15 protein-coding genes, 10 tRNA genes and 3 pseudogenes are annotated in these 19,438 nt (G+C 40.3%); 7 read left to right on the forward strand and 21 right to left on the reverse strand.

Annotation, left to right across the window (positions count from 1 at the left end; all coding sequences use genetic code 11):
- Positions 1-86 precede the first annotated feature (86 nt).
- A pseudogene (arcA, locus tag ACU5DF_RS20920) lies at positions 87-1,308 on the reverse strand (arginine deiminase).
- 152 nt (positions 1,309-1,460) lie between these two features.
- On the opposite strand from arcA, the gene rraB reads away from it, so the two are divergent.
- Both rraB and ACU5DF_RS20930 read left to right on the forward strand, forming a co-directional pair.
- Positions 1,461-1,877, forward strand: coding sequence for a ribonuclease E inhibitor RraB (rraB, locus tag ACU5DF_RS20925; protein WP_446714045.1), 417 nt, complete (start codon positions 1,461-1,463; stop codon positions 1,875-1,877).
- Positions 1,878-1,965: 88 nt separating this feature from the next.
- Positions 1,966-2,803: pseudogene (locus ACU5DF_RS20930) on the forward strand (glycosyl hydrolase 2 galactose-binding domain-containing protein).
- Between the two features lie 80 nt (positions 2,804-2,883).
- Here the strand turns inward: ACU5DF_RS20930 and ACU5DF_RS20935 are convergent.
- The 3 genes from ACU5DF_RS20935 to pepA form a co-directional block, all read right to left on the reverse strand.
- A complete protein-coding gene (locus ACU5DF_RS20935) occupies positions 2,884-5,745 on the reverse strand; it encodes a valine--tRNA ligase (protein WP_446714046.1) in 2,862 nt (953 codons plus the stop codon).
- Between the two features lie 110 nt (positions 5,746-5,855).
- Positions 5,856-6,299, reverse strand: a complete 444-nt coding sequence (locus ACU5DF_RS20940) for a DNA polymerase III subunit chi (protein ID WP_446714047.1) — start codon at positions 6,297-6,299, stop codon at positions 5,856-5,858.
- Between the two features lie 93 nt (positions 6,300-6,392).
- Entirely contained in the window at positions 6,393-7,901 is a 1,509-nt protein-coding gene (pepA, locus tag ACU5DF_RS20945) for a leucyl aminopeptidase (protein ID WP_446714048.1), read from the reverse strand.
- A 189-nt stretch (positions 7,902-8,090) separates the two neighbouring features.
- Here pepA and lptF point away from each other — a divergent pair, with 189 nt between their 5' ends.
- The gene (gene lptF, locus ACU5DF_RS20950; RefSeq protein WP_045102901.1) at positions 8,091-9,203 is read left to right on the forward strand and encodes an LPS export ABC transporter permease LptF; all 1,113 of its coding nucleotides are present in this window, start codon (positions 8,091-8,093) and stop codon (positions 9,201-9,203) included.
- Entirely contained in the window at positions 9,196-10,272 is a 1,077-nt protein-coding gene (gene lptG / locus ACU5DF_RS20955; protein WP_446714049.1) for an LPS export ABC transporter permease LptG, read from the forward strand. The genes lptF and lptG overlap by 8 nt, the downstream gene beginning before the upstream one ends.
- Positions 10,273-10,362: 90 nt before the next feature.
- Here lptG and ACU5DF_RS20960 read toward each other — a convergent pair whose 3' ends face one another.
- A complete protein-coding gene (locus ACU5DF_RS20960; RefSeq protein WP_045102899.1) occupies positions 10,363-10,827 on the reverse strand; it encodes an RDD family protein in 465 nt (154 codons plus the stop codon).
- A gap of 178 nt (positions 10,828-11,005) precedes the next feature.
- Here ACU5DF_RS20960 and ACU5DF_RS20965 point away from each other — a divergent pair.
- A tRNA-Leu gene (locus ACU5DF_RS20965) sits at positions 11,006-11,090 on the forward strand.
- Positions 11,091-11,222: 132 nt separating this feature from the next.
- Here the strand turns inward: ACU5DF_RS20965 and ACU5DF_RS20970 are convergent.
- From ACU5DF_RS20970 to mutY, 14 genes and pseudogenes are all read right to left on the reverse strand, one after another.
- Entirely contained in the window at positions 11,223-11,480 is a 258-nt protein-coding gene (locus tag ACU5DF_RS20970) for a DUF2999 domain-containing protein (RefSeq protein WP_045102898.1), read from the reverse strand.
- A gap of 21 nt (positions 11,481-11,501) precedes the next feature.
- On the reverse strand, positions 11,502-11,888 hold the full coding sequence (locus tag ACU5DF_RS20975; protein WP_045102897.1) for a diacylglycerol kinase: 387 nt from the start codon (positions 11,886-11,888) through the stop codon (positions 11,502-11,504).
- Between the two features lie 107 nt (positions 11,889-11,995).
- Positions 11,996-12,071, reverse strand: a tRNA-Asn gene (locus ACU5DF_RS20980).
- Between the two features lie 6 nt (positions 12,072-12,077).
- A tRNA-Phe gene (locus ACU5DF_RS20985) sits at positions 12,078-12,153 on the reverse strand.
- A 7-nt stretch (positions 12,154-12,160) separates the two neighbouring features.
- Positions 12,161-12,236 (reverse strand) — tRNA-Thr (locus ACU5DF_RS20990).
- Between the two features lie 71 nt (positions 12,237-12,307).
- Positions 12,308-12,383: transfer RNA gene (locus ACU5DF_RS20995), tRNA-Asn, on the reverse strand.
- Positions 12,384-12,415: 32 nt separating this feature from the next.
- Positions 12,416-12,491 (reverse strand) — tRNA-Thr (locus tag ACU5DF_RS21000).
- 44 nt (positions 12,492-12,535) lie between these two features.
- Positions 12,536-12,611 (reverse strand) — tRNA-Asn (locus ACU5DF_RS21005).
- Positions 12,612-12,617: 6 nt separating this feature from the next.
- Positions 12,618-12,693: transfer RNA gene (locus tag ACU5DF_RS21010), tRNA-Phe, on the reverse strand.
- A gap of 7 nt (positions 12,694-12,700) precedes the next feature.
- A tRNA-Thr gene (locus tag ACU5DF_RS21015) sits at positions 12,701-12,776 on the reverse strand.
- A gap of 76 nt (positions 12,777-12,852) precedes the next feature.
- Positions 12,853-12,928: transfer RNA gene (locus ACU5DF_RS21020), tRNA-Phe, on the reverse strand.
- 109 nt (positions 12,929-13,037) lie between these two features.
- Positions 13,038-14,175: pseudogene (mltC, locus tag ACU5DF_RS21025) on the reverse strand (membrane-bound lytic murein transglycosylase MltC).
- Positions 14,176-14,281: 106 nt separating this feature from the next.
- Positions 14,282-14,554, reverse strand: a complete 273-nt coding sequence (locus ACU5DF_RS21030) for an oxidative damage protection protein (protein ID WP_045102896.1) — start codon at positions 14,552-14,554, stop codon at positions 14,282-14,284.
- A gap of 2 nt (positions 14,555-14,556) precedes the next feature.
- Entirely contained in the window at positions 14,557-15,609 is a 1,053-nt protein-coding gene (gene mutY, locus ACU5DF_RS21035) for an A/G-specific adenine glycosylase (protein WP_446714050.1), read from the reverse strand.
- A 217-nt stretch (positions 15,610-15,826) separates the two neighbouring features.
- On the opposite strand from mutY, the gene trmB reads away from it, so the two are divergent.
- Together trmB and glsB are read left to right on the forward strand one after the other, a co-directional pair.
- On the forward strand, positions 15,827-16,543 hold the full coding sequence (gene trmB, locus ACU5DF_RS21040; protein WP_446714051.1) for a tRNA (guanosine(46)-N7)-methyltransferase TrmB: 717 nt from the start codon (positions 15,827-15,829) through the stop codon (positions 16,541-16,543).
- Between the two features lie 130 nt (positions 16,544-16,673).
- A complete protein-coding gene (gene glsB, locus ACU5DF_RS21045) occupies positions 16,674-17,594 on the forward strand; it encodes a glutaminase B (protein WP_446714052.1) in 921 nt (306 codons plus the stop codon).
- A gap of 78 nt (positions 17,595-17,672) precedes the next feature.
- Here the strand turns inward: glsB and hemW are convergent, their stop codons facing one another.
- Entirely contained in the window at positions 17,673-18,833 is a 1,161-nt protein-coding gene (gene hemW, locus ACU5DF_RS21050; RefSeq protein WP_446714053.1) for a radical SAM family heme chaperone HemW, read from the reverse strand.
- Positions 18,834-18,836: 3 nt separating this feature from the next.
- Positions 18,837-19,433, reverse strand: a complete 597-nt coding sequence (locus ACU5DF_RS21055) for an XTP/dITP diphosphatase (protein WP_446714054.1) — start codon at positions 19,431-19,433, stop codon at positions 18,837-18,839.
- Positions 19,434-19,438 lie beyond the last annotated feature (5 nt).

Consider the following 19,438-nt stretch of genomic DNA (forward strand, 5'->3'; position numbering starts at 1 on the left):
ATATCAAATCCGGTAAATTTCATTTAAACATATAAATGCTTATTTTGTGAATATATATTTAATTTTTATTGTTGTATTTGTTCGTGTTAAATACCATCTCTTTCTATTGGGCAGCTCATGCATCTTGCTCCACCACGACCACGACCGAGTTCATCTCCCGTTATTGGAAGAACAGTAATGCCTGCTTTATCATATTTCTCATTGGTGTAAGTATTACGCTCATAAGCAACAACAACGCCCGGTTTAATCGTCAATACATTATTAGCATCATGCCAACTGCTCTCGTTCGGCTTCATAACTGTCGCCGCCGGTTGTGATTATATTTAGTTCATCTAACTCTAATGCGGATTTCAACACTTGCTGAAAGTTTGGCATTTCTTTAATTGCCAATTGTTGTTCGCCACAAGGAGTTATAGACCAACAAGGCATATCTTTATTTATAACTCTTGGATAGACAGAGAATACGTTATGGTCCATATGAGTCATTACCGTATCTAGATGCATACATGATCTGTCTTCTGGTAATTTAATCGCGATAACTTGTTTTGCTTGATGCGTTCTAAACAGTTGTTTAGCTAAATTTTCTATCCCTTGAGGTCTGGTTCGTTCAGAGATCCCGACTAAGACATTACCTTTGCCAATCACTAATACATCGCCACCTTCAATGGTGGCATTGTCGTAATCTCGGTTTTCATCCTCAAAATACTGAGGGAATATCTGTTGAGAAAACAGAGGGTGCCAGCGATAAATCGCACGTAAATGATTTGATTCTCTTTTTCTTGCTGCTTTTGCCATTGGATTGATAGAGACGCCACCATAGATCCAACATGAGGTATCACGAGTAAATAAATGGTTTGGTAATGGGTCAATGACAAAATCAAACGGGTCACTCAATTGTTGCAGCATAGAAGGCGCTTTAAATGGCAGCTCAATAAAGGCAAGGCCACCTAATAAAATTGAGGCGAGTTCTTTGTTACTTTTTTCAAGTAAAAAGACTCTGATTTGGTTGGCAAAAGTAGGACCAAAACGATAGTGAGAAATTTGATGCTTTAACAGCCATTGCTTTGCTTCTGGGTGTTGTAGTGTCTCTTCGAGTAAGTCTTGTAAGAGAAGCACTTCAACATCTTGAGACTGTAATGTTAAAACAAACTGATCGTGCTCAAGAAGTGCTTTTTCAACCGATAATACATCATCAAAAAGTAAGTCGTGACAGTTTGTTGGTGTTAAGTGACTTAGTGCTCTTTCTGGGCGGTGAAGAATAACTCGACGAAGTTGACCAATTTCAGAGCCAACAAATAGCTTATTCATAAGATTCCTTTCTAATATCTACTACTATAAGAGAAATAATACCGTATAGCAGCTAAATATTCTTTAATTATTGAAGTGCTAGGGAATTTGGTTTGAGCAGGCTATAATGCCTGAGTTAATTTCTATTATTTTATACAGTGTGGAGCCTTACTATGTCTCAAGAAGATGAATATCTATCGGTTGAGCAATTTCTTGAATTGCAAAAAGCGGAAACGCGCGAAATTATTGAATCACTAAAAGCCGATGGTAGTGAGCCGGATGCACTGTATGCTATCGAACACCATTTAATGGCAGAAGACTTTAAAGCGTTAGAAAATGCAGTAGTAGAAGCATTTAAAATGGGTTTTGAAGTATTAGAAGCTGAAGAGCTAGAAGACGAAGATGGCGCTAAAATCTTATGTTGTGATGCCGTGATGGACTCAATATTAGATGCAGACGTTATCGATGCTCAAGTTGAAAAATTAGTTCAACTGGCTGAGAAATTCGACATTATCTATGATGGTTGGGGTACATACTACGAAGGCGAAGACGCTGAGTATGACGTTATCGAAGATGGCGACGAAGAATAAAAACATTGTCAAATAACGACAATTGAGAGACTGTGCCCTAGGCTTGTAATAACAAGTGTAGGGCATTTTTTTAGGGATGAATATATAAATGAACTCAAGAATCATACTTAATGGTGAAGAAGCGTTATGGCAACTTTCACCGTTAACAGATACTGCATTGCCGATTAAAGATATTCCAATTCAACAAGGTGTCGCTTCTGCTTACGAAGCACTTTCTGTGGAAGAGGCGAATAATCAAGAATGGCATTTAATGCGTTTTTTTGAAGTAGATGAAGCTTTACTTAATTATCCTGCGATTGAATTAGTGATGAGCGGTATCTCACGCTATGCTGAAGTGAGAATTAATGGCGTAGCCGTCTTTGATTGTAATGAGCTAATGACTCGCTACCGTAAAGACATCAAAGAGTTTTTACAGTTAGGCGGAAATCGCTTTGAAGTTCTATTTTTAGAAGAAGATGAAGACGATTGGTTGTTAGACGATAGCGAAGCAAGTGGTGTTTGTGAAATCAATCAAGCATATCATTATCGTTTTGGTGCAGTGAAAGATAGCGACATTAAAGATGATATTGGTGTGTTTGGCGTCTGTTTTTTCCAGCCAATTCCCCATCTTTCGTTGAATCATATTAGTGTAGAGCAAATATGGCACCACGGTTGTGAACTTAAAGTCGATGTTCATTTTAAGATGTATAAACCAAATTTAATTTCAGCTAGCATTAAATTTGATGGTATGACATTAACGATCCCTGTTGATGTAAGAGGCGATCATGTATCTGCATTATTTCAGGTTGAAGCGCCAAAATATTGGGACGATCAAACGAAGAATTCAAATGATTTGTATGTGATTTCAGTCATGCTTGACGGACAACATCATGAACTAGAGATTGGATTATCAAAAACTGGAAAACGTTATTCACTTTCCTTTGTAAGTAAAAAAAGGCCGATGTATTAACATCGGCCTTTTTTATGCATTACGATAATATCAACCTAATAAAGATAAAAGGCTTACTTAAAGTGCTGCGATTGTTTCTTTTTGCGCTTCTAGTTTAACTAATGTTTCTTTATAGCCTTCTAGTTTTTCACGCTCTTTAGCGATAACGACTTCTGGTGCTTTAGCAACGAAACCTTCGTTACCTAATTTACCTTCGATACGTTTAATTTCGCCTTGGATTTTAGCCACTTCTTTATCTAAACGAGCAAGCTCTGCATCTTTATCGATAAGACCCGCCATTGGGATCATCAACTCAGACTTACCAACAAGAGAGGTTGCACATGCTGGCGTCTCTTCATTGTCTGCAAGCACTTTGATGCTGTCTAGTTTTGCTAGAGAAGTCAGAACAATCTCGTTAGCTTGAATACGTGCAGCGTCTTTTTCGTCTGCCACTTTAATCATCACATCTAAGCCTTTGCTTGGTGCGATATCGTATTCAGCACGTAGGTTACGAATGCTTGTAATGAACGCTTTAACCCACTCAAGATCAGCAACTACATCAGCGTTGAAGTTTTCTTCATTAAACTGAGGTAATGCTTGAGTCATGATTGTTTCACCCTCAACACCATCAACTAATGGCTTAACGCTCTGCCAGATAGACTCAGTGATGTAAGGAAGAACAGGGTGAGCAAGACGTAATGTCTTCTCTAAAACCGTAATTAGCGTGTAACGAGTAGCACGTTGTTGTGCTTCAGTACCTTTCCAAAGAACAGGTTTAGTTAGCTCTAAGTACCAGTCACAGAATTGGTTCCAGATGAATTCATACAGCGTGTTTGCTGCCATATCTAGACGGTAGTTGTCTAAGTGAGCATTAAACTCTTTTGCTGCAACTTCAAACTGAGATGTGATCCACTGATCCGCTAGTGAGAATTCAAGTTCTGCACCTTCAGCCATGCCACAATCGTGCTCTTCTGTGTTCATTAATACGTAACGGCTTGCGTTCCATAGTTTGTTACAGAAGTTACGGTAACCTTCAAGACGTTTCATATCCCAGTTGATATCACGACCTGTTGATGCCATTGCTGCAAGAGTGAAACGTAGGGCATCTGTACCGTATGGTTCGATACCGCCTTCAAACGTTTTACGCGTTGCTTTTTCGATCTTCTTAGCAAGTTGAGGTTGCATCATGTTGCCACAACGTTTTTCAACTAGTTCTTCAAGGCCGATACCATCGATCATATCGATAGGGTCAAGTACGTTACCTTTAGACTTAGACATTTTGTCACCGTTTTCATCACGGATAAGGCCCGTCATGTAAACTGTCTTAAATGGTACTTGTGCATTGCCTTCTTCGTCTTTAACGAAGTGCATGGTCATCATGATCATACGAGCAACCCAGAAGAAGATAATATCAAAGCCTGATACTAGAACTTCTGATGGGTGGAATGTTTTTAATGCATCTGTGTTTTCAGGCCAGCCTTGTGTGCCGAACGTCCAAAGTGCAGAAGAGAACCATGTATCAAGTACATCGTCATCTTGGCGAAGAACGATAACTGGAGAAAGGTTGTTTTTCTCACGAACTTCTTCTTCAGTACGACCAACGTAAACTTTACCGTCGTTGTCATACCATGCAGGAATACGATGACCCCACCAAAGTTGACGAGAGATACACCAATCTTGTACGTCACGCATCCACGCAAAGTACATGTTTTCGTATTGCTTAGGTACGAATTGGATTTGACCATCTTCAACTGCTTTAACTGCAGGCGCAGCTAGAGGTGCAGTACGTACATACCATTGGTCAGTTAGCATTGGTTCGATAACAACGCCACCACGGTCACCGTAAGGTACAGTTAAATCGTGATCTTTAATCTCTTCAAGAAGACCCAGTTCATCAAACTCAGCAACGATAGCTTTACGAGCAGCAAAACGCTCCATGCCGTGGTATTTCGCAGGAAGGTCAGCGCTGTATACATCACTCTCTTCGCCGTTAGTTGTGAATACTTCAGCAGAATCACGGATATCAGCGTTGAACGTTAAGATGTTGATCATTGGCAGGCTATGACGTTTACCTACTTCATAATCGTTAAAGTCATGAGCTGGAGTGATTTTCACACAACCCGTGCCTTTATCCATATCCGCATGCTCATCGCCTACGATAGGAATTAAACGACCAACGATAGGTAGTTCAATGTGCTGACCAATCAGGTCTTTGTAACGAGGATCTTCAGGGTTTACAGCAACACCAGTATCACCAAGCATAGTTTCTGGACGTGTCGTTGCAACTACGATGTAGTCTTTACCGTCAGCAGTTTTAACACCATTTGCTAGTGGGTAGCGGAAGTGCCACATGAAGCCTTTTTTGTCTTTGTTTTCAACTTCAAGATCAGAAATAGCTGTGTGCAGTTTAGGATCCCAGTTTACTAGACGCTTACCACGGTAGATAAGGTCTTCTTCGTATAGACGAACAAACACTTCTTGAGTTGCAGCAGATAGGCCGTCATCCATTGTGAATCGTTCACGATCCCAATCGACAGATGCACCTAGACGACGAAGTTGCTTGGTAATTGTGCCGCCTGACTCTGCTTTCCATTCCCAAATTTTGTCGATGAAAGCGTCACGACCGTAATCGTGTTTTGTTTTGCCTTCTTCAGCCGCAATCTTACGCTCAACAACCATTTGAGTTGCGATACCTGCGTGGTCGGTACCTACTTGCCAAAGGGTATTCTTACCTTTCATACGTTCAGCACGGATAAGGGTATCCATGATCGTATCTTGGAAAGCGTGACCCATATGTAGGCTACCAGTGACGTTTGGTGGCGGGATCATGATGCTATAAGCTTCTTTTGATGTGTCGCCATGAGGCTTAAAGTAGCCTTTTTCTTCCCAAGTCTGGTACAGAGCTTGTTCTATTGATTGCGGGTTATATGTCTTTTCCATAGTGTTCGTCACGAATATCTCTATTAAAAAGTGGAATGCCAAATATCATAATTAATGGCTCAATTTGAAAATAGGCTTTCAGTTGAGTTACTTAGCTATGATGATTGGCACTATTTTAATGTCTCGGTTTGCATGGCTCGGCCTGCATTTCGGTATATTTTATACCTTTCTCGAGCGTGTTGTTTGCTTTTTTCTTCACAGGGTACGAAGTCTACCACTTGAGCAAAGGAAACCGCAAAAGTTGCGACCTCTTGAGCCAAATTTATTAATACATGCCGGCGGCCAGATGCCCGTAATGTACCCCAACCAATCTCAATAGGAGAGCCAGATTTAGGGCCTTCCCCAATTAAGTTGTGTGGCGTAAATTCAGAAACATCACTTTGCCAGAGAATTTCATCAATCAGCAATGCTTGTTCTTTGTTATCACTTAAAATATAGACACGAGCATTTTCAGAGTAGTAGTAATGAGCGAGCTGACACACAAATTTCAACAACCCTTCTTGCGAGGCTGTTGGTGATGTGGGTTCAAGTACATAGAATAATGCTTGGCTCATAATCTCTCTTTATTTCTTATCGTGGATTGAGTCAAATTAAATGTATTAAAAAGGGCCTTTATATAGGCCCTTTATATCATAAAACGAACAATTTTATTCTTCGTTTTCTTGGCCTGAACGGTTTAGTAAGAATTGGACAAGCAATGAGACTGGACGGCCTGTTGAGCCTTTGTTTGCTCCAGATACCCAAGCTGTACCTGCGCTATCAATGTGCGCCCAATGATACTTCTTAGTAAAGCGTGCTAGGAAACAACCTGCAGTGATAGTTCCCGCTGATTTACCGCCAATGTTAGCCATATCAGCAAACGGGCTGTTTAATTGCTCGTTATACTCTTCAGACATTGGTAAACGCCAAGCGCGATCGCCAGATTGCTCTGATGCATTAATCAGTTCATGAGCAAGTGGGTTATGGTTCGCAATTAGTCCATTAATATGATGACCAAGAGCAACAACACACGCACCAGTTAAGGTAGCAACATCAACCACACACTCAGGGTCGTAACGTTCAACATAAGTAAGAGCATCACAAAGAACCAAGCGGCCTTCAGCATCGGTATTTAATACTTCAACTGTTTGACCTGACATCGTAGTTAAAATATCACCAGGACGGTACGAGTTGCTGCTTGGCATATTCTCACAGCCAGCTAGAATACCAACGACGTTCAAAGGAAGATTTAATTTAGCCAGTGCTTTCATTGCGCCAAATACAGAAGCTGCACCACACATGTCATACTTCATCTCATCCATACCAGCACCTGGTTTAAGAGAGATACCGCCTGAATCAAATGTTAGGCCTTTACCGATAAGAACGATAGGCTTTGCATCAGGGTTAGGGTGACCCTTATATTCCATTACCGACATCAAAGACTCATTATGAGAGCCTTGGCCAACAGCAAGATAAGAAGTCATTCCTAGCTTCTTCATCTCTTCTTCACCGATAATTTTGGTAGTTACGGTTTCGTAGTCATCAGCTAGGCGACGAGCTTGAGATGCAAGATAAGCTGGGTTAGCAACATTCGGTGGCATGTTACCTAAATCTTTTGATGCTTTCACACCAGAAGAAATAGATAAGCCATGGTTAATTGCTTTTTCACCTAAATTAAGCTCACGACGAGTCGGTACATTAAATACTAACTTGCGTAATGGGCGGCGAGTTTCAGGTTTATTACTCTTAAACTGGTTAAAGGTATACAAACTATCTTTGGTTGATTCAACCGCTTGGCGAACTTTCCAATAAGTATCACGACCTTTCACGTGTAGTTCTGTAAGAAAGCATACTGCTTCCATAGAGCCTGTTTCATTTAATGTGCTGATGGTTTTCTTGATGATTTCTTTATATTGACGCTCACCAAGTTCACGTTCTTTACCACAACCTACTAATAAAACACGCTCAGAAAGAATATTTGGTACTTGGTGCAATAACAGCATTTGACCAGGTTTACCTTCTAGATCACCACGGCGAAGTAATGAACTAATGTAACCGTCACTGATTTTATCAAGCTGTTCTGCTATTGGAGATAAACGACGTGGTTCAAAGACACCAACAACGATACAAGCGCTGCGTTGTTTCTCTGGACTGCCACTTTTTACACTGAACTCCATGCGTACTCCTACATCCTAAAGACAAATAGAACTAAATGTTAGATAATGAGCAAAATCTAGTTAGATACTATAATCGTTGTATACCGATTTCACAGGTGAACATTTAGCCAAAGATTAAAAAATAAATGGTTTACACGGAAATTATAGTGATTCTGGCAAAAATACAAGTTTTCTATAGGTAGATTCAACGTGATTATTATTAGATATTTGATCAAGGAAACATTAAAGAGCCAATTTGCGATCTTTTTTGTGCTTTTTTTGATCTTTATGAGCCAAAAATTTATTCGGGTTTTAGCCGACGCTTCAGATGGAGATATACCAGGAGGGTTAATCCTATCATTAGTTGGCTTGAACATGCCGGCGATGGGATTACTCATGCTACCTTTGAGTATTTTCATTGGTATTCTTTTAACATTTGGTCGTTTGTACGCAGAAAGTGAAATTACCGTAATGAATGCCACGGGAATGGGAAACTCGATTCTTATTCGTGCTGCACTTTATTTAGCTTTAATTACTGGGGTTGCAGCAACGGTTAATTCATTATGGTTATCTCCTTGGAGCCAAGAAAAAACGACACAATTACTTGAGACAGTAGAGTCTGATGCTGGTGTTGATTTGCTACAGAAAGGGCAATTTCAGCGTTCTCCAGATGGTAGAGCTGTTGTATTTATTGATGACATAAATAATAACGATGGTAAACAGCTAGAGAATATATTTTTAGCGCAACCAGTTCCTTATGATTCATTACGCCCTAGCGTACTAATCGCTAATCGAGGTTTAGTGAAAGAGCTTGCTGATGGCCGCCAAGTATTAGAGCTACAAGAAGGTACTCGATATGAAGGTATACCAACACGGCTAGATTACCTTGAGAGTCGGTTTTCTTCATACGAAGTTCTGATAGGGCAAAAATCGGTAAAAGAGAAACGACGAGATTGGGATGCTATCCCAACGTTAGAGTTAATCAAACGCCCTGAACTTGAAGCGAAAGCAGAACTGCAGTGGCGTATTTCTCTGATTATTTGTATTCCATTATTAACCATGATTGTAGTACCACTTTCGGCGGTAAACCCTCGTCAGGGGCGCTTTGCTAAATTAGGCCCTGCTGTCTTGTTATATTTGGCTTACTTCCTATCATTAAGTGCAGGTAAATCAGCAATTGAAGATGGGGGTTTAGCCCCTTATATTGGTTTGTGGGCCATTAATGCCGTGCTATTAATTATTGGTATTATATTGAATTCGATGGACAGTGTGTTTGTGAGAAAACTGAAAGATAAAATGCGGAGAAAAGCGAAAAATGTTTAAGATTTTAGATTGGTACATTGGTCGTACCATCATGGCTACCTCTGCATTATGTTTAGTTACCTTAGTGGGCCTTTCTTCTATTATCAAATATGTAGAGCAGTTACGTAAGGTTGGAAAGGGTACATACGATCTTCTCGACGCTCTATATTTTGTTATTTTAAGTATGCCTCGTGATATCGAAATGTTCTTTCCAATGGCAGCCTTACTTGGTGCTTTGATTGGTCTAGGTATGCTCGCTGCTAGTTCTGAATTAGTGGTTATGCAAGCAGCAGGCTATTCAAAATTAAGTATTGGGGTATCAGTATTAAAAACTGCAATTCCTTTAATGCTAATGGTAATGGCATTAGGGCAATGGGGAGCACCACAAGCTCAGAAAATGGCGCGTGACTTACGAGCATTTGCAACCTCAGGTGGTAATATCGCAGCGGTAAGAGCAGGGGTTTGGGCCAAAGATGGTAATGATTTTATTTATTTAGCCCGTGTTGATGATCAAGAGAAGCTATATGGCGTAACAGTATGGAAATTTGATGATGAAAATCAGCTAGATAATATTGTATTTGCTCGTAAAGCGGATTATCAATCAAAAGAGGCTGGCTGGATGATGAGTGATGTTTCGGTTACTCAAATGGAAAATAAAGCGGTAATTAGCGAGCGAAAACTAGACACTTTAAATTGGTCGACAACATTAACTCCAGATAAACTAGCAGTGGTAACCGTTAAACCAGAGGAACAATCATTGACTGGTTTATATGATTACGTTAATTATTTAAAAGATTCTGAGTTAGATGCATCACGGTATGAACTCGCATTTTGGCGCAAAGCCTTACAGCCGATTTCAGTTGCGGTAATGATGTTACTGGCGCTTTCATTTGTCTTTGGGCCATTAAGAAGTGTAACCATGGGGGCAAGGATTCTTTCGGGAGTAATTGCAGGGTTTACGTTCTATATTTCTAATGAAGTATTTGGGCCAATGACCTTGGTATATAATATACATCCTGTATTTGGTGCATTAGGGCCTAGTTTTGTGTTTTTATTGATTACTTTAGGGCTACTGAATAGAAAGCTTTAAACGCATTATCGTGAAAAAAGAATAAATAAAAAGGAGATACTGCAGAGTATCTCCTTTTTTATATTTATAAGTTCATTTTCAATAAAAGACTTATACCGCTTTATCTAGAACGATCACACGAGTTTTTGCCCAAGTATCTTGAAAGGCTGCATTATCTTTAGAGATAAAGACAAGAAGATTACCTAAACCAAAAGCAGAGGTAGACATACGAATAATCGCTTGAGTTAATGTGATTGGTGAACCATCAAGTTGCTGAACTTGTAATTTCCATGCTCGCATACCAAGTGTTTGCCCTTTACACCAAAAATACGCAAAGAAACCTGAAAAAACAGAAACAAGAGTAATAGGGTAGAGGTTTTGCCATAAAGGATCGTGATTTAAATAAGTACTAACATCAGGGAACTGACCGTAACTGATAACTCCTAACCCATACAGCATCTCAAGAGTCGCTACCATAGCTCCGCCAGTTAACATCATAATTGCGCTAATAATGAGAGTATCGTAAAACCAAGCTCCCATACGACGCATAAAGCCTGCTTGTTTTTGTATTGTCATTTTTTCTTCCATAAATTAAAAAACTGACAGCAGTATAACGATAGAAAAGAAAAAAATGAAAATCAGATTGTAAATAAGTGCTGATTATTTCAGCAAACAAGATCTTAGAGTAATAAAGAGCTTGCGTGACGATCATCTCTGAGTATAATCAACGACATCAAGCAGCAATGCTGATAAAGCCGGTATGGTGAAATTGGTATACACGAGGGATTCAAAATCCCTTTCCGAAAGGAGTGGCGGTTCAAGTCCGCCTACCGGTACCATATTTAAATGATAAAGCCTCGATGAAAATCGGGGCTTTATTGTATCTGGAATATAGAAAGTCCGCCATCGCTCTCTCTACATAAAAAAGCCCTAACCGAAGTCAGGGCCCTAGTATTACTCATTGAAAAGATTTATTGATTCTCTTCAAGCTTTGCTTTTGCTTCTTCTACTTTAGAGAAGTCTAAACCTAACTCTTCAACTGCTTCTTTAATTAAGCTTGGATTTGTCATTACTTGCATCATTAGTGGTTGTAGCTTTTCTTGTGGAATGCCTAAGCTTTGAATAATAGCCATTGCCGCTAATGGGTTTTGAGTTAGCGTTTGAAATACTTCTGCAATTTTTTCATCGCTAACGTTGTGTTCTTTTAGTGTTTGAATAATAGGGTTCATTAGAATTGTCCTTATAATTAATTAAAGATAGTTGCTGCCAATGATCATTAGCCAAGTAAAGCCAGCAAAGCACAGAGCGACAAATACAGCCGCAGAACCAATATCTTTAGCTCTGCCACTTAATTCATGATATTCAGGGCCTATACGGTCTACCACAGCTTCTATTGCGGAGTTTAAAAGCTCAATCATAAAGATCAGAACAAATACTCCGATCAATAAAATCTTTTCTACTACAGTCACATCCAAAAGAAGTGCAATAGGGGCAGCAATAACTAGCATCGCTAACTCTTGACGGACAGCTGCCTCATGTTTAAACGCAGCTTTTAGGCCTTGAATCGAAAAGCCAGTTGCTTTGATTACACGCTTGATACCAGTATTGCCTGGTTTTCCTGATGGTGTTTCAGTCATGGTTTAACTCTAAATGAAGAACTGATATGAATGGAGGTTATGGTAGTGTCGCATTGGCTAAATAACAAGCATAAAAAAAGCCTCGTCAAATGACGAGGCTCTCTTATTGGCTCCCTTTGCTGGACTTGAACCAGCGACATACGGATTAACAGTCCGGCGTTCTACCAACTGAACTAAAAGGGAATTATATGGTGCCTCGAGGCGGAATCGAACCACCGACACGAGGATTTTCAATCCTCTGCTCTACCGACTGAGCTATCGAGGCAAAAAAATGGTGCCGACTACCGGAGTCGAACTGGTGACCTACTGATTACAAGTCAGTTGCTCTACCTACTGAGCTAAGTCGGCACACTTATTTTTTTGCTATTGTTGGATAAACCAACAACCTGTGAATCTTTATGAAAACAGATTCTTTAATATGGCTCCCTTTGCTGGACTTGAACCAGCGACATACGGATTAACAGTCCGGCGTTCTACCAACTGAACTAAAAGGGAACAGATTTTGTGTTCTTCTTACAAGGAAGAAATGGTGCCGACTACCGGAGTCGAACTGGTGACCTACTGATTACAAGTCAGTTGCTCTACCTACTGAGCTAAGTCGGCACTAATTTTTTATTAATCTTTAAAAAGATAAAGACTAAATTGTATGGCTCCCTTTGCTGGACTTGAACCAGCGACATACGGATTAACAGTCCGGCGTTCTACCAACTGAACTAAAAGGGAATTGTATGGTGCCTCGAGGCGGAATCGAACCACCGACACGAGGATTTTCAATCCTCTGCTCTACCGACTGAGCTATCGAGGCAAAAGAATGGTGCCGACTACCGGAGTCGAACTGGTGACCTACTGATTACAAGTCAGTTGCTCTACCTACTGAGCTAAGTCGGCACACTAAATTCTTTTGACTATTCGTGAACTAGCATTTAATAAATAAATCTAGAACTACACCAACAATCTTATTGTATGGTGCCCGGAGGCGGAATCGAACCACCGACACGAGGATTTTCAATCCTCTGCTCTACCGACTGAGCTATCCGGGCAACGAGCGCTATTAAACGGATTTTTGCCCCTACCGTCAACTTTTTTTTTCAAAATATGCTATTTTTTTGATTGTTTGCTTGATAATTCATCGAATAGCTTATTTTGTGGCTAAATCTTCCCAGAATTAAACTCTTTTTTAAAGGCTGTAACCTTTTCTAAGTATCGTCTTGCTTCTGAATTTTTGTGTTTTTTAGTCAAAGCCCAATAAACTTGGTTAGGTTTTAAACTATTAATATCGCTGATTGCTCGGCTTTTACTGCTACTAAAGGTATTCAATACGCCTCCAGCCCCTCCATTGTAAGCTGAAATCATACTGTACTGCTTTGATACAGGGTGACGGATGTCTTTGTAAATAGCGTGTTTTTAAAATATGGAAGTAGGCCGTTCCCGTATCAATATTGTTGTATGGATTAAATAAATACTCAGGACTAGGATCTCCAGATTTATTTTTTACTAATTTAAATACATCGCGTCCAGCGGTTTTAGGTACAACCTGCATTAATCCATAAGCATTAGCCCAACTTACAGCGTAAGGGTTAAAGCTACTTTCTGTTCTGATTATTGAATAAATCAGATCTTCTGGGATATCGTAGCGTTGGGATGCCTTTCTAACAATGTCAGCATATTTGTATTCACGCAGTTGCGCATGGTTCTTGACCATAGGAATATCAACATAAAATGCTTTTTTATAATCGATATTTTTAGTTTTTAAGTGATTAGTAATTAAGTAGTCAGCATAACGGCTAGCTCGCCAAGACCACTCAATCGGTTTCTTATCTTGATCGAGTACTTGCTTATATAAAAAAGGTTTTCCACCAAGGGTAATATCGGCATCAGAATAAAGATCGACACTTGCAGGGTCATCAGGGGTAAGCAGTGTTGTAATAATTGCTTGACGCAAATGAGTTTTTGGGTCGGTTCCAGCAACGGTTTCTACTGTCACTCGACCTGTAGTGAAGTCAACTTGGGAGCGACTTAAGTAACCGTCGGTATATTTTACATAAGAGCGTTTGCCTGCAGTAACAAGATTTTTTTTACCCCAACGCTTTTCAATGTTGCCATTAAAACTACTAATTAAACTATCAAGAGCTTTTACATCTTTAGTAAATTGACCTGGCAGGGGGGCTAAGTTTTTAGCAAAACGGTTAGTGGTATCGTAGTTCACCCCAAAAGTGGACTCTATGGATTCTCGGCTACAACTGGTGAGGAAAAGACAAGCAGAGGTAATCAGGATAATTTTTTTCATAAAGACAATATAGGTAAGAATTCGATAATAAGGTTAACGGCTAAGAGATAAATAGCTGAAACAGATAAAAATAAAGCAGCCATTAGACTGCTTTATTTATAATAATTTATGCGCTTGGTGGTGTGTAACCATCAATGATGACTTCTTTGCCATCAAATAAGAAACCTTCCATTTCCGTTTCCAGTAGTTTGCGGTGCTCTGGATCCATCATGTTCAGTTTCTTTTCATTAATAAGCATAGTTTGCTTATGTTGCCATTGGCCCCACGCTTCTTTGGAGATATTGTCAAAAATACGCTTACCTAGTTCTCCTGGGTAAAGTTGAAAATCTAGGCCATCGGCTTCTTTATTTAAAAGAACGCAAAATACAGTGCGACTCATGGTTATTCTCCATTAGAAATTTCGAACGGTAAGGCATCTAACAGTTTTTGAACTGGCGCTGCTAATCCTACCGTCATTGGTTGAGATAAGTTATACCAAACTCCACGCGTTCCTTCCATCACCATATTAGGTTTCTTGGTCAGAGTGATAAGTACAGGAGTAATATCTAAGTGGTAATGGCTAAAGGTATGACGAAAAGCAATTAATTGCTGGCTTGATTTCACATCCATACCATAGTGATCAGATAAATCATTTAAGGTATTTTCTGGTTTTTCAGGAAAGCAGTATAAGCCACCCCAAATTCCTGTTTGAGGTCGTTGTTCTAGTAAGACTTCACCATCGTGATAGTAGATAGCAAACCATGCCTCTTTAGTTGGTTTGTCTTTTTTGGGCTTTTTAGTTGGGAAATCTAATTGACGGTCTTGAGCTTTGGCTTGGCAAAGATCATTAACAGGACACAACTCACATTTAGGTTTGGAGCGAGTACAGACAATCGCCCCCATATCCATCATGGCTTGATTATATCGCTCAACGCCAAGTTCTGGAGTGTGCTCTTCTGCTACTGCCCACATGGCATTTTCAACGGACTTTTTACCAGACCAACCTTCAATGGCAAAGCAACGAGAAAGGGTGCGCTTTACATTGCCATCTAAAATAGGGTGGCGTTGCTTGAGAGAAAGTGACAGAACAGCACCCGCAGTAGAACGGCCAATCCCTGGAAGGGCAATGACTTCTTCAATCGTTTCGGGGAATTTTCCATTATATTGCTCAGCGATGATCTGTGCTGTTTTGTGCAAATTACGAGCACGAGCGTAATAGCCAAGTCCGGTCCATAAATGAAGTACTTCATCTTGCTCTGCGTTCGCTAAATCAACCACGGTTGGAAAGCGAGCCATAAAGCGCTCGAAATAAGGAATAACCGTTGTTACTTGGGTTTGTTGCAGCATGATTTCAGATAACCATACTTTATAAGGCGTTTTTTCTAATTGCCAAGGTAACGTCTTACGGCCGTAATTGTCGTACCACTCTAAAATGGCGTGAGAGAAAGAAGTCATGACATGCTCGATTGCTTTTTATAATGGAGAGGATTGCATCATACTGTGGTGACTTTGTACACCCGATAGAAAATAGGGTTATTCGGTCAGGTATATAATTTAGCTTAATTAAGCTTGTTTATAGAGAAAACCAAAGATAATACTTGAACACTGGGCTAAACTTTGGATAATGCCGGATCCACAATCCTTGTTCAGAGAATAACCAGGTTATCCAATCATGACTGAAGTGACTAAAAACGACTTTACCGAAGAAGGTAAAATCGTTCGTAAAATTCGCAGCTTTGTACGCCGCGAAGGACGTTTAACGAAAGGCCAAGAAGGCGCGATTACTGAGTGCTGGTCTACCATGGGCATCGATTTTGTTGAGCAAATGCTTGACTGGAACGAGGTGTTTGGTAACAACAACCCTGTCGTTTTAGAAATCGGTTTTGGTATGGGTGCATCTTTGGTTGAGATGGCACAGAATGCTCCTGAGAAAAACTTCTTAGGTATTGAAGTTCACCGTCCGGGCGTTGGTGCTTGTCTTGCAGCAGCAAAAGAAGCTGGCGTAACTAACTTGCGTGTTATGTGTCATGATGCGGTAGAAGTATTTGAATCGATGATCCCTGATTCATCGGTAAATACATTACAACTGTTCTTCCCTGACCCATGGCATAAAGCGCGTCATCATAAGCGTCGTATCGTTAAGGCTGAGTTTGCTGAGATGATCCGTCCTAAGCTGATTGACGGCGGTATCTTCCACATGGCAACAGACTGGGAAAATTACTCAGAACACATGGTTGACGTTATGAATGCGGCACCAGGTTATGAGAATATCGCAACTGATGGCGACTTTATTGCTCGTCCAGACGAGCGTCCATTAACAAAATTTGAAGCTCGTGGTCATCGTTTAGGTCATGGCGTTTGGGATATTAAATTCCGTCGCAACGCATAATCAGTAGGTTTACCATGCTGTATGACAGCGCACCATAAGCGCTGCATAGATCTTATGCCAATCTAAATAAATATTAAAGCCAACCTCTGTGTTGGCTTTTTTGTCCCTGCTGTGAAAGGAAGTAAAAGATATGAAGCCAACAAAACAGATATTAGAAGATATTTTGGATGAAGTTCGTCCTCTTATTGGACAAGGGAAAGTTGCCGACTATATTCCTGCACTCGCCTGTGTATCAAGTGATAAACTTGGTATTGCAGTGTATACCAATGATGGTGAGATGTTCACAGCAGGAGATGCGCAAGAACAGTTTTCTATTCAATCGATTTCAAAAGCACTAAGCCTGACGTTGGCAATGGAGTTATATCAACCAGAAGAGTTATGGCAACGAGTCGGAAAAGAGCCCTCTGGACAGGCATTTAATTCGTTGATCCAACTTGAGATGGAACAAGGTGTTCCTCGTAATCCATTTATTAATGCTGGGGCTATTGTTATTGCGGATATGCTGCATAGTCGTTTTTCTGCACCCAAGCATCGCTTATTGGAATTTGTGCGTAAGTTATCAGGTAATGAACATATTATTTATGATCGTGCAGTGGCTAATTCGGAAATGGATCATAGCGATCGAAATGCTTCTATTGCTTATTTAATGCGATCGTTTGGTAATTTTGATAATGAAGTGATGCCAGTATTAAAGAATTATTTTCATGCTTGTGCATTAAGTATGAACTGTGTTGATCTGGCTAGAACATTTGGTTATTTAGCCAATAAAGGCATTCAACCAGAAACTAATGAGGTGATTGTTACTCCAATGCAGAGCAAGCAAATTAATGCGTTAATGGCAACTTGCGGCTTGTATGATGGCGCGGGTGAGTTTGCATATCGTGTTGGAATGCCTGGTAAATCGGGCGTTGGTGGTGGCATTATTGCCATTGTTCCTGGTGAGATGACGATTGCTGTATGGTCTCCAGAGTTGGATCCATCAGGTAACTCGCTTGCGGGTACCAAGGCATTAGAGCTGCTTTCTGAGCGTATCGGACGTTCGATATTTTAAGATAGAAAGAGCAGTAAATTATGTGTTTACTGCTCTTATAGTTTCTAGCGCGAAGCGATATAGTTTCTAGTTAAGAGATTAATCCTCATCACTCACAAACGCTTCCAACAAATCATTCAAAAACAACTTGCCGTGCTCAGTGATCTGCCAATGCGTTTCGGTTTCATTTAGATATTTTTTCTCTTTCGCCCAATCAATCGTTTCTTGAATCGACTCAAACCCTAACCCAGTTTTATCAATGAAATCTTGTTTTGGACACGCTTCTAACAGACGAAAACGGTTCATAAAGAACTCAAAAGGTCTATCGTGATCCGCAACCTCTTGTTCGTCAATTAAGTAAGGTTTCATTAAATCTAGAAAGCCGCGTGGGTGCTTAATTTTAGTTGTACGAACAATGCGCCCATCAGCAAAACTCAGTTTACCATGAGCCCCACAACCAATTCCTAAATAGTCGCCAAAGCGCCAGTAATTCAAATTATGACGACATTGATAACCGACTTTACTGTAGCCTGAAATCTCATATTGAACATAGCCAGCATCGGATAGAATTTGATGGCCTTGTTCAAAAATATCCCATAAATCATCATCATCTGGCAACGTTGGTGGCTTATAGTAAAACACCGTATTTGGTTCAATAGTCAGCTGATACCAAGATAAATGTGGAGGGCTAAGCTCTATCGCTTGTTTTAAATCAGATAAAGCATCATCAATACTCTGGTTCGGTAGGCCATGCATTAAATCAAGATTAAAACTGTTTAATCCGGCTTCATGAGCAAGGCGAGCAGCGCGAATCGCTTCATCTTTACCGTGAATACGCCCCAGTTTTTCTAGTTTTTCTTGCTGGAAGCTTTGCACACCAATAGAGATGCGATTCACACCTGCTTCACGGTACTCAATGAATCGACCTGCTTCTACCGTTCCAGGATTCGCTTCCATGGTGATTTCAATGTCATCAGCAAATGGTAAACGTTTTTCAACTTCGATCAGTAAACGCTTAATTTCTGGAGCCGTAATTAAGCTTGGCGTACCACCACCAATAAAAATAGAGTGCAGCTTACGTGGGTCATTTTCCATATTATAACGAGCAAGATCGGTATCAAGATCGTCAATTAACGCTGAAATATATTGTGCTTCAGGGATTGTCGTTTTCAAGGCGTGAGAGTTGAAATCGCAATATGGGCATTTTTGAATACACCATGGAATATGAATGTATAAGCTAAGTGGTGGTGGAACTAGCATCAATTATTGACCTTCTTTTAATGCTGAAAACAGTTTCTTAAGAGCTTGTCCTCGGTGAGAAAGCTGTTTTTTACGAGCAGGTTCAAGCTCTGCAGAAGAGCAGTTATCTTCACTTACCCAGAAGATAGGATCATAACCAAAGCCATTCTCACCTTGTTGTTCAGTAGTAATGTGACCTTCCCATGAGCCGTGGCAAATTAATGGCGTAGGATCGTTCTCATGCTTCATTAGAACTAAAACACAATGAAAGCGTGCTGTACGTTTTTCTGCTGGGATACCTTCCATTGCCGTTAGCATCTTATCGATGTTCTTTTGGTCGGTAGCGCCTTCGCCTGAATAGCGTGCAGAGTAAACACCAGGTGCGCCATTTAATGCGTCGACCTCTAGGCCTGAATCATCAGCAATCGCAGGTAATCCTGTTTCTTTAGCGGCATGACGCGCTTTAATAATGGCATTCTCAATAAAGGTTGTGCCTGTTTCTGCTACGTCAGAGACGTTGAATTCACTTTGTGCAACCACATCAAACCCAAAGTCAGACAGAACACCTGCCATTTCACGAACTTTACCTTGGTTGCCTGTTGCTAATACGATTTTGCTCATAATGA

It is taken from the genome of Aliivibrio wodanis, from assembly GCF_052920805.1.

Excerpts from the sequence above, each read along its gene's own strand:
- lptG (WP_446714049.1), top strand. The coding sequence starts at position 9,196 with ATGTTTAAGATTTTAGATTGGTACATTGGTCGTACCATCATGGCTACC.
- ACU5DF_RS20935 (WP_446714046.1), bottom strand. The coding sequence starts at position 5,745 with ATGGAAAAGACATATAACCCGCAATCAATAGAACAAGCTCTGTACCAG.
- ACU5DF_RS21055 (WP_446714054.1), bottom strand. The coding sequence starts at position 19,433 with ATGAGCAAAATCGTATTAGCAACAGGCAACCAAGGTAAAGTTCGTGAA.
- ACU5DF_RS20960 (WP_045102899.1), bottom strand. The coding sequence starts at position 10,827 with ATGACAATACAAAAACAAGCAGGCTTTATGCGTCGTATGGGAGCTTGG.
- mutY (WP_446714050.1), bottom strand. The coding sequence starts at position 15,609 with ATGACTTCTTTCTCTCACGCCATTTTAGAGTGGTACGACAATTACGGC.
- rraB (WP_446714045.1), top strand. The coding sequence starts at position 1,461 with ATGTCTCAAGAAGATGAATATCTATCGGTTGAGCAATTTCTTGAATTG.
- ACU5DF_RS20940 (WP_446714047.1), bottom strand. The coding sequence starts at position 6,299 with ATGAGCCAAGCATTATTCTATGTACTTGAACCCACATCACCAACAGCC.
- ACU5DF_RS21030 (WP_045102896.1), bottom strand. The coding sequence starts at position 14,554 with ATGAGTCGCACTGTATTTTGCGTTCTTTTAAATAAAGAAGCCGATGGC.
- glsB (WP_446714052.1), top strand. The coding sequence starts at position 16,674 with ATGAAGCCAACAAAACAGATATTAGAAGATATTTTGGATGAAGTTCGT.
- ACU5DF_RS20975 (WP_045102897.1), bottom strand. The coding sequence starts at position 11,888 with ATGACTGAAACACCATCAGGAAAACCAGGCAATACTGGTATCAAGCGT.
- ACU5DF_RS20970 (WP_045102898.1), bottom strand. The coding sequence starts at position 11,480 with ATGAACCCTATTATTCAAACACTAAAAGAACACAACGTTAGCGATGAA.
- pepA (WP_446714048.1), bottom strand. The coding sequence starts at position 7,901 with ATGGAGTTCAGTGTAAAAAGTGGCAGTCCAGAGAAACAACGCAGCGCT.
- trmB (WP_446714051.1), top strand. The coding sequence starts at position 15,827 with ATGACTGAAGTGACTAAAAACGACTTTACCGAAGAAGGTAAAATCGTT.
- hemW (WP_446714053.1), bottom strand. The coding sequence starts at position 18,833 with ATGCTAGTTCCACCACCACTTAGCTTATACATTCATATTCCATGGTGT.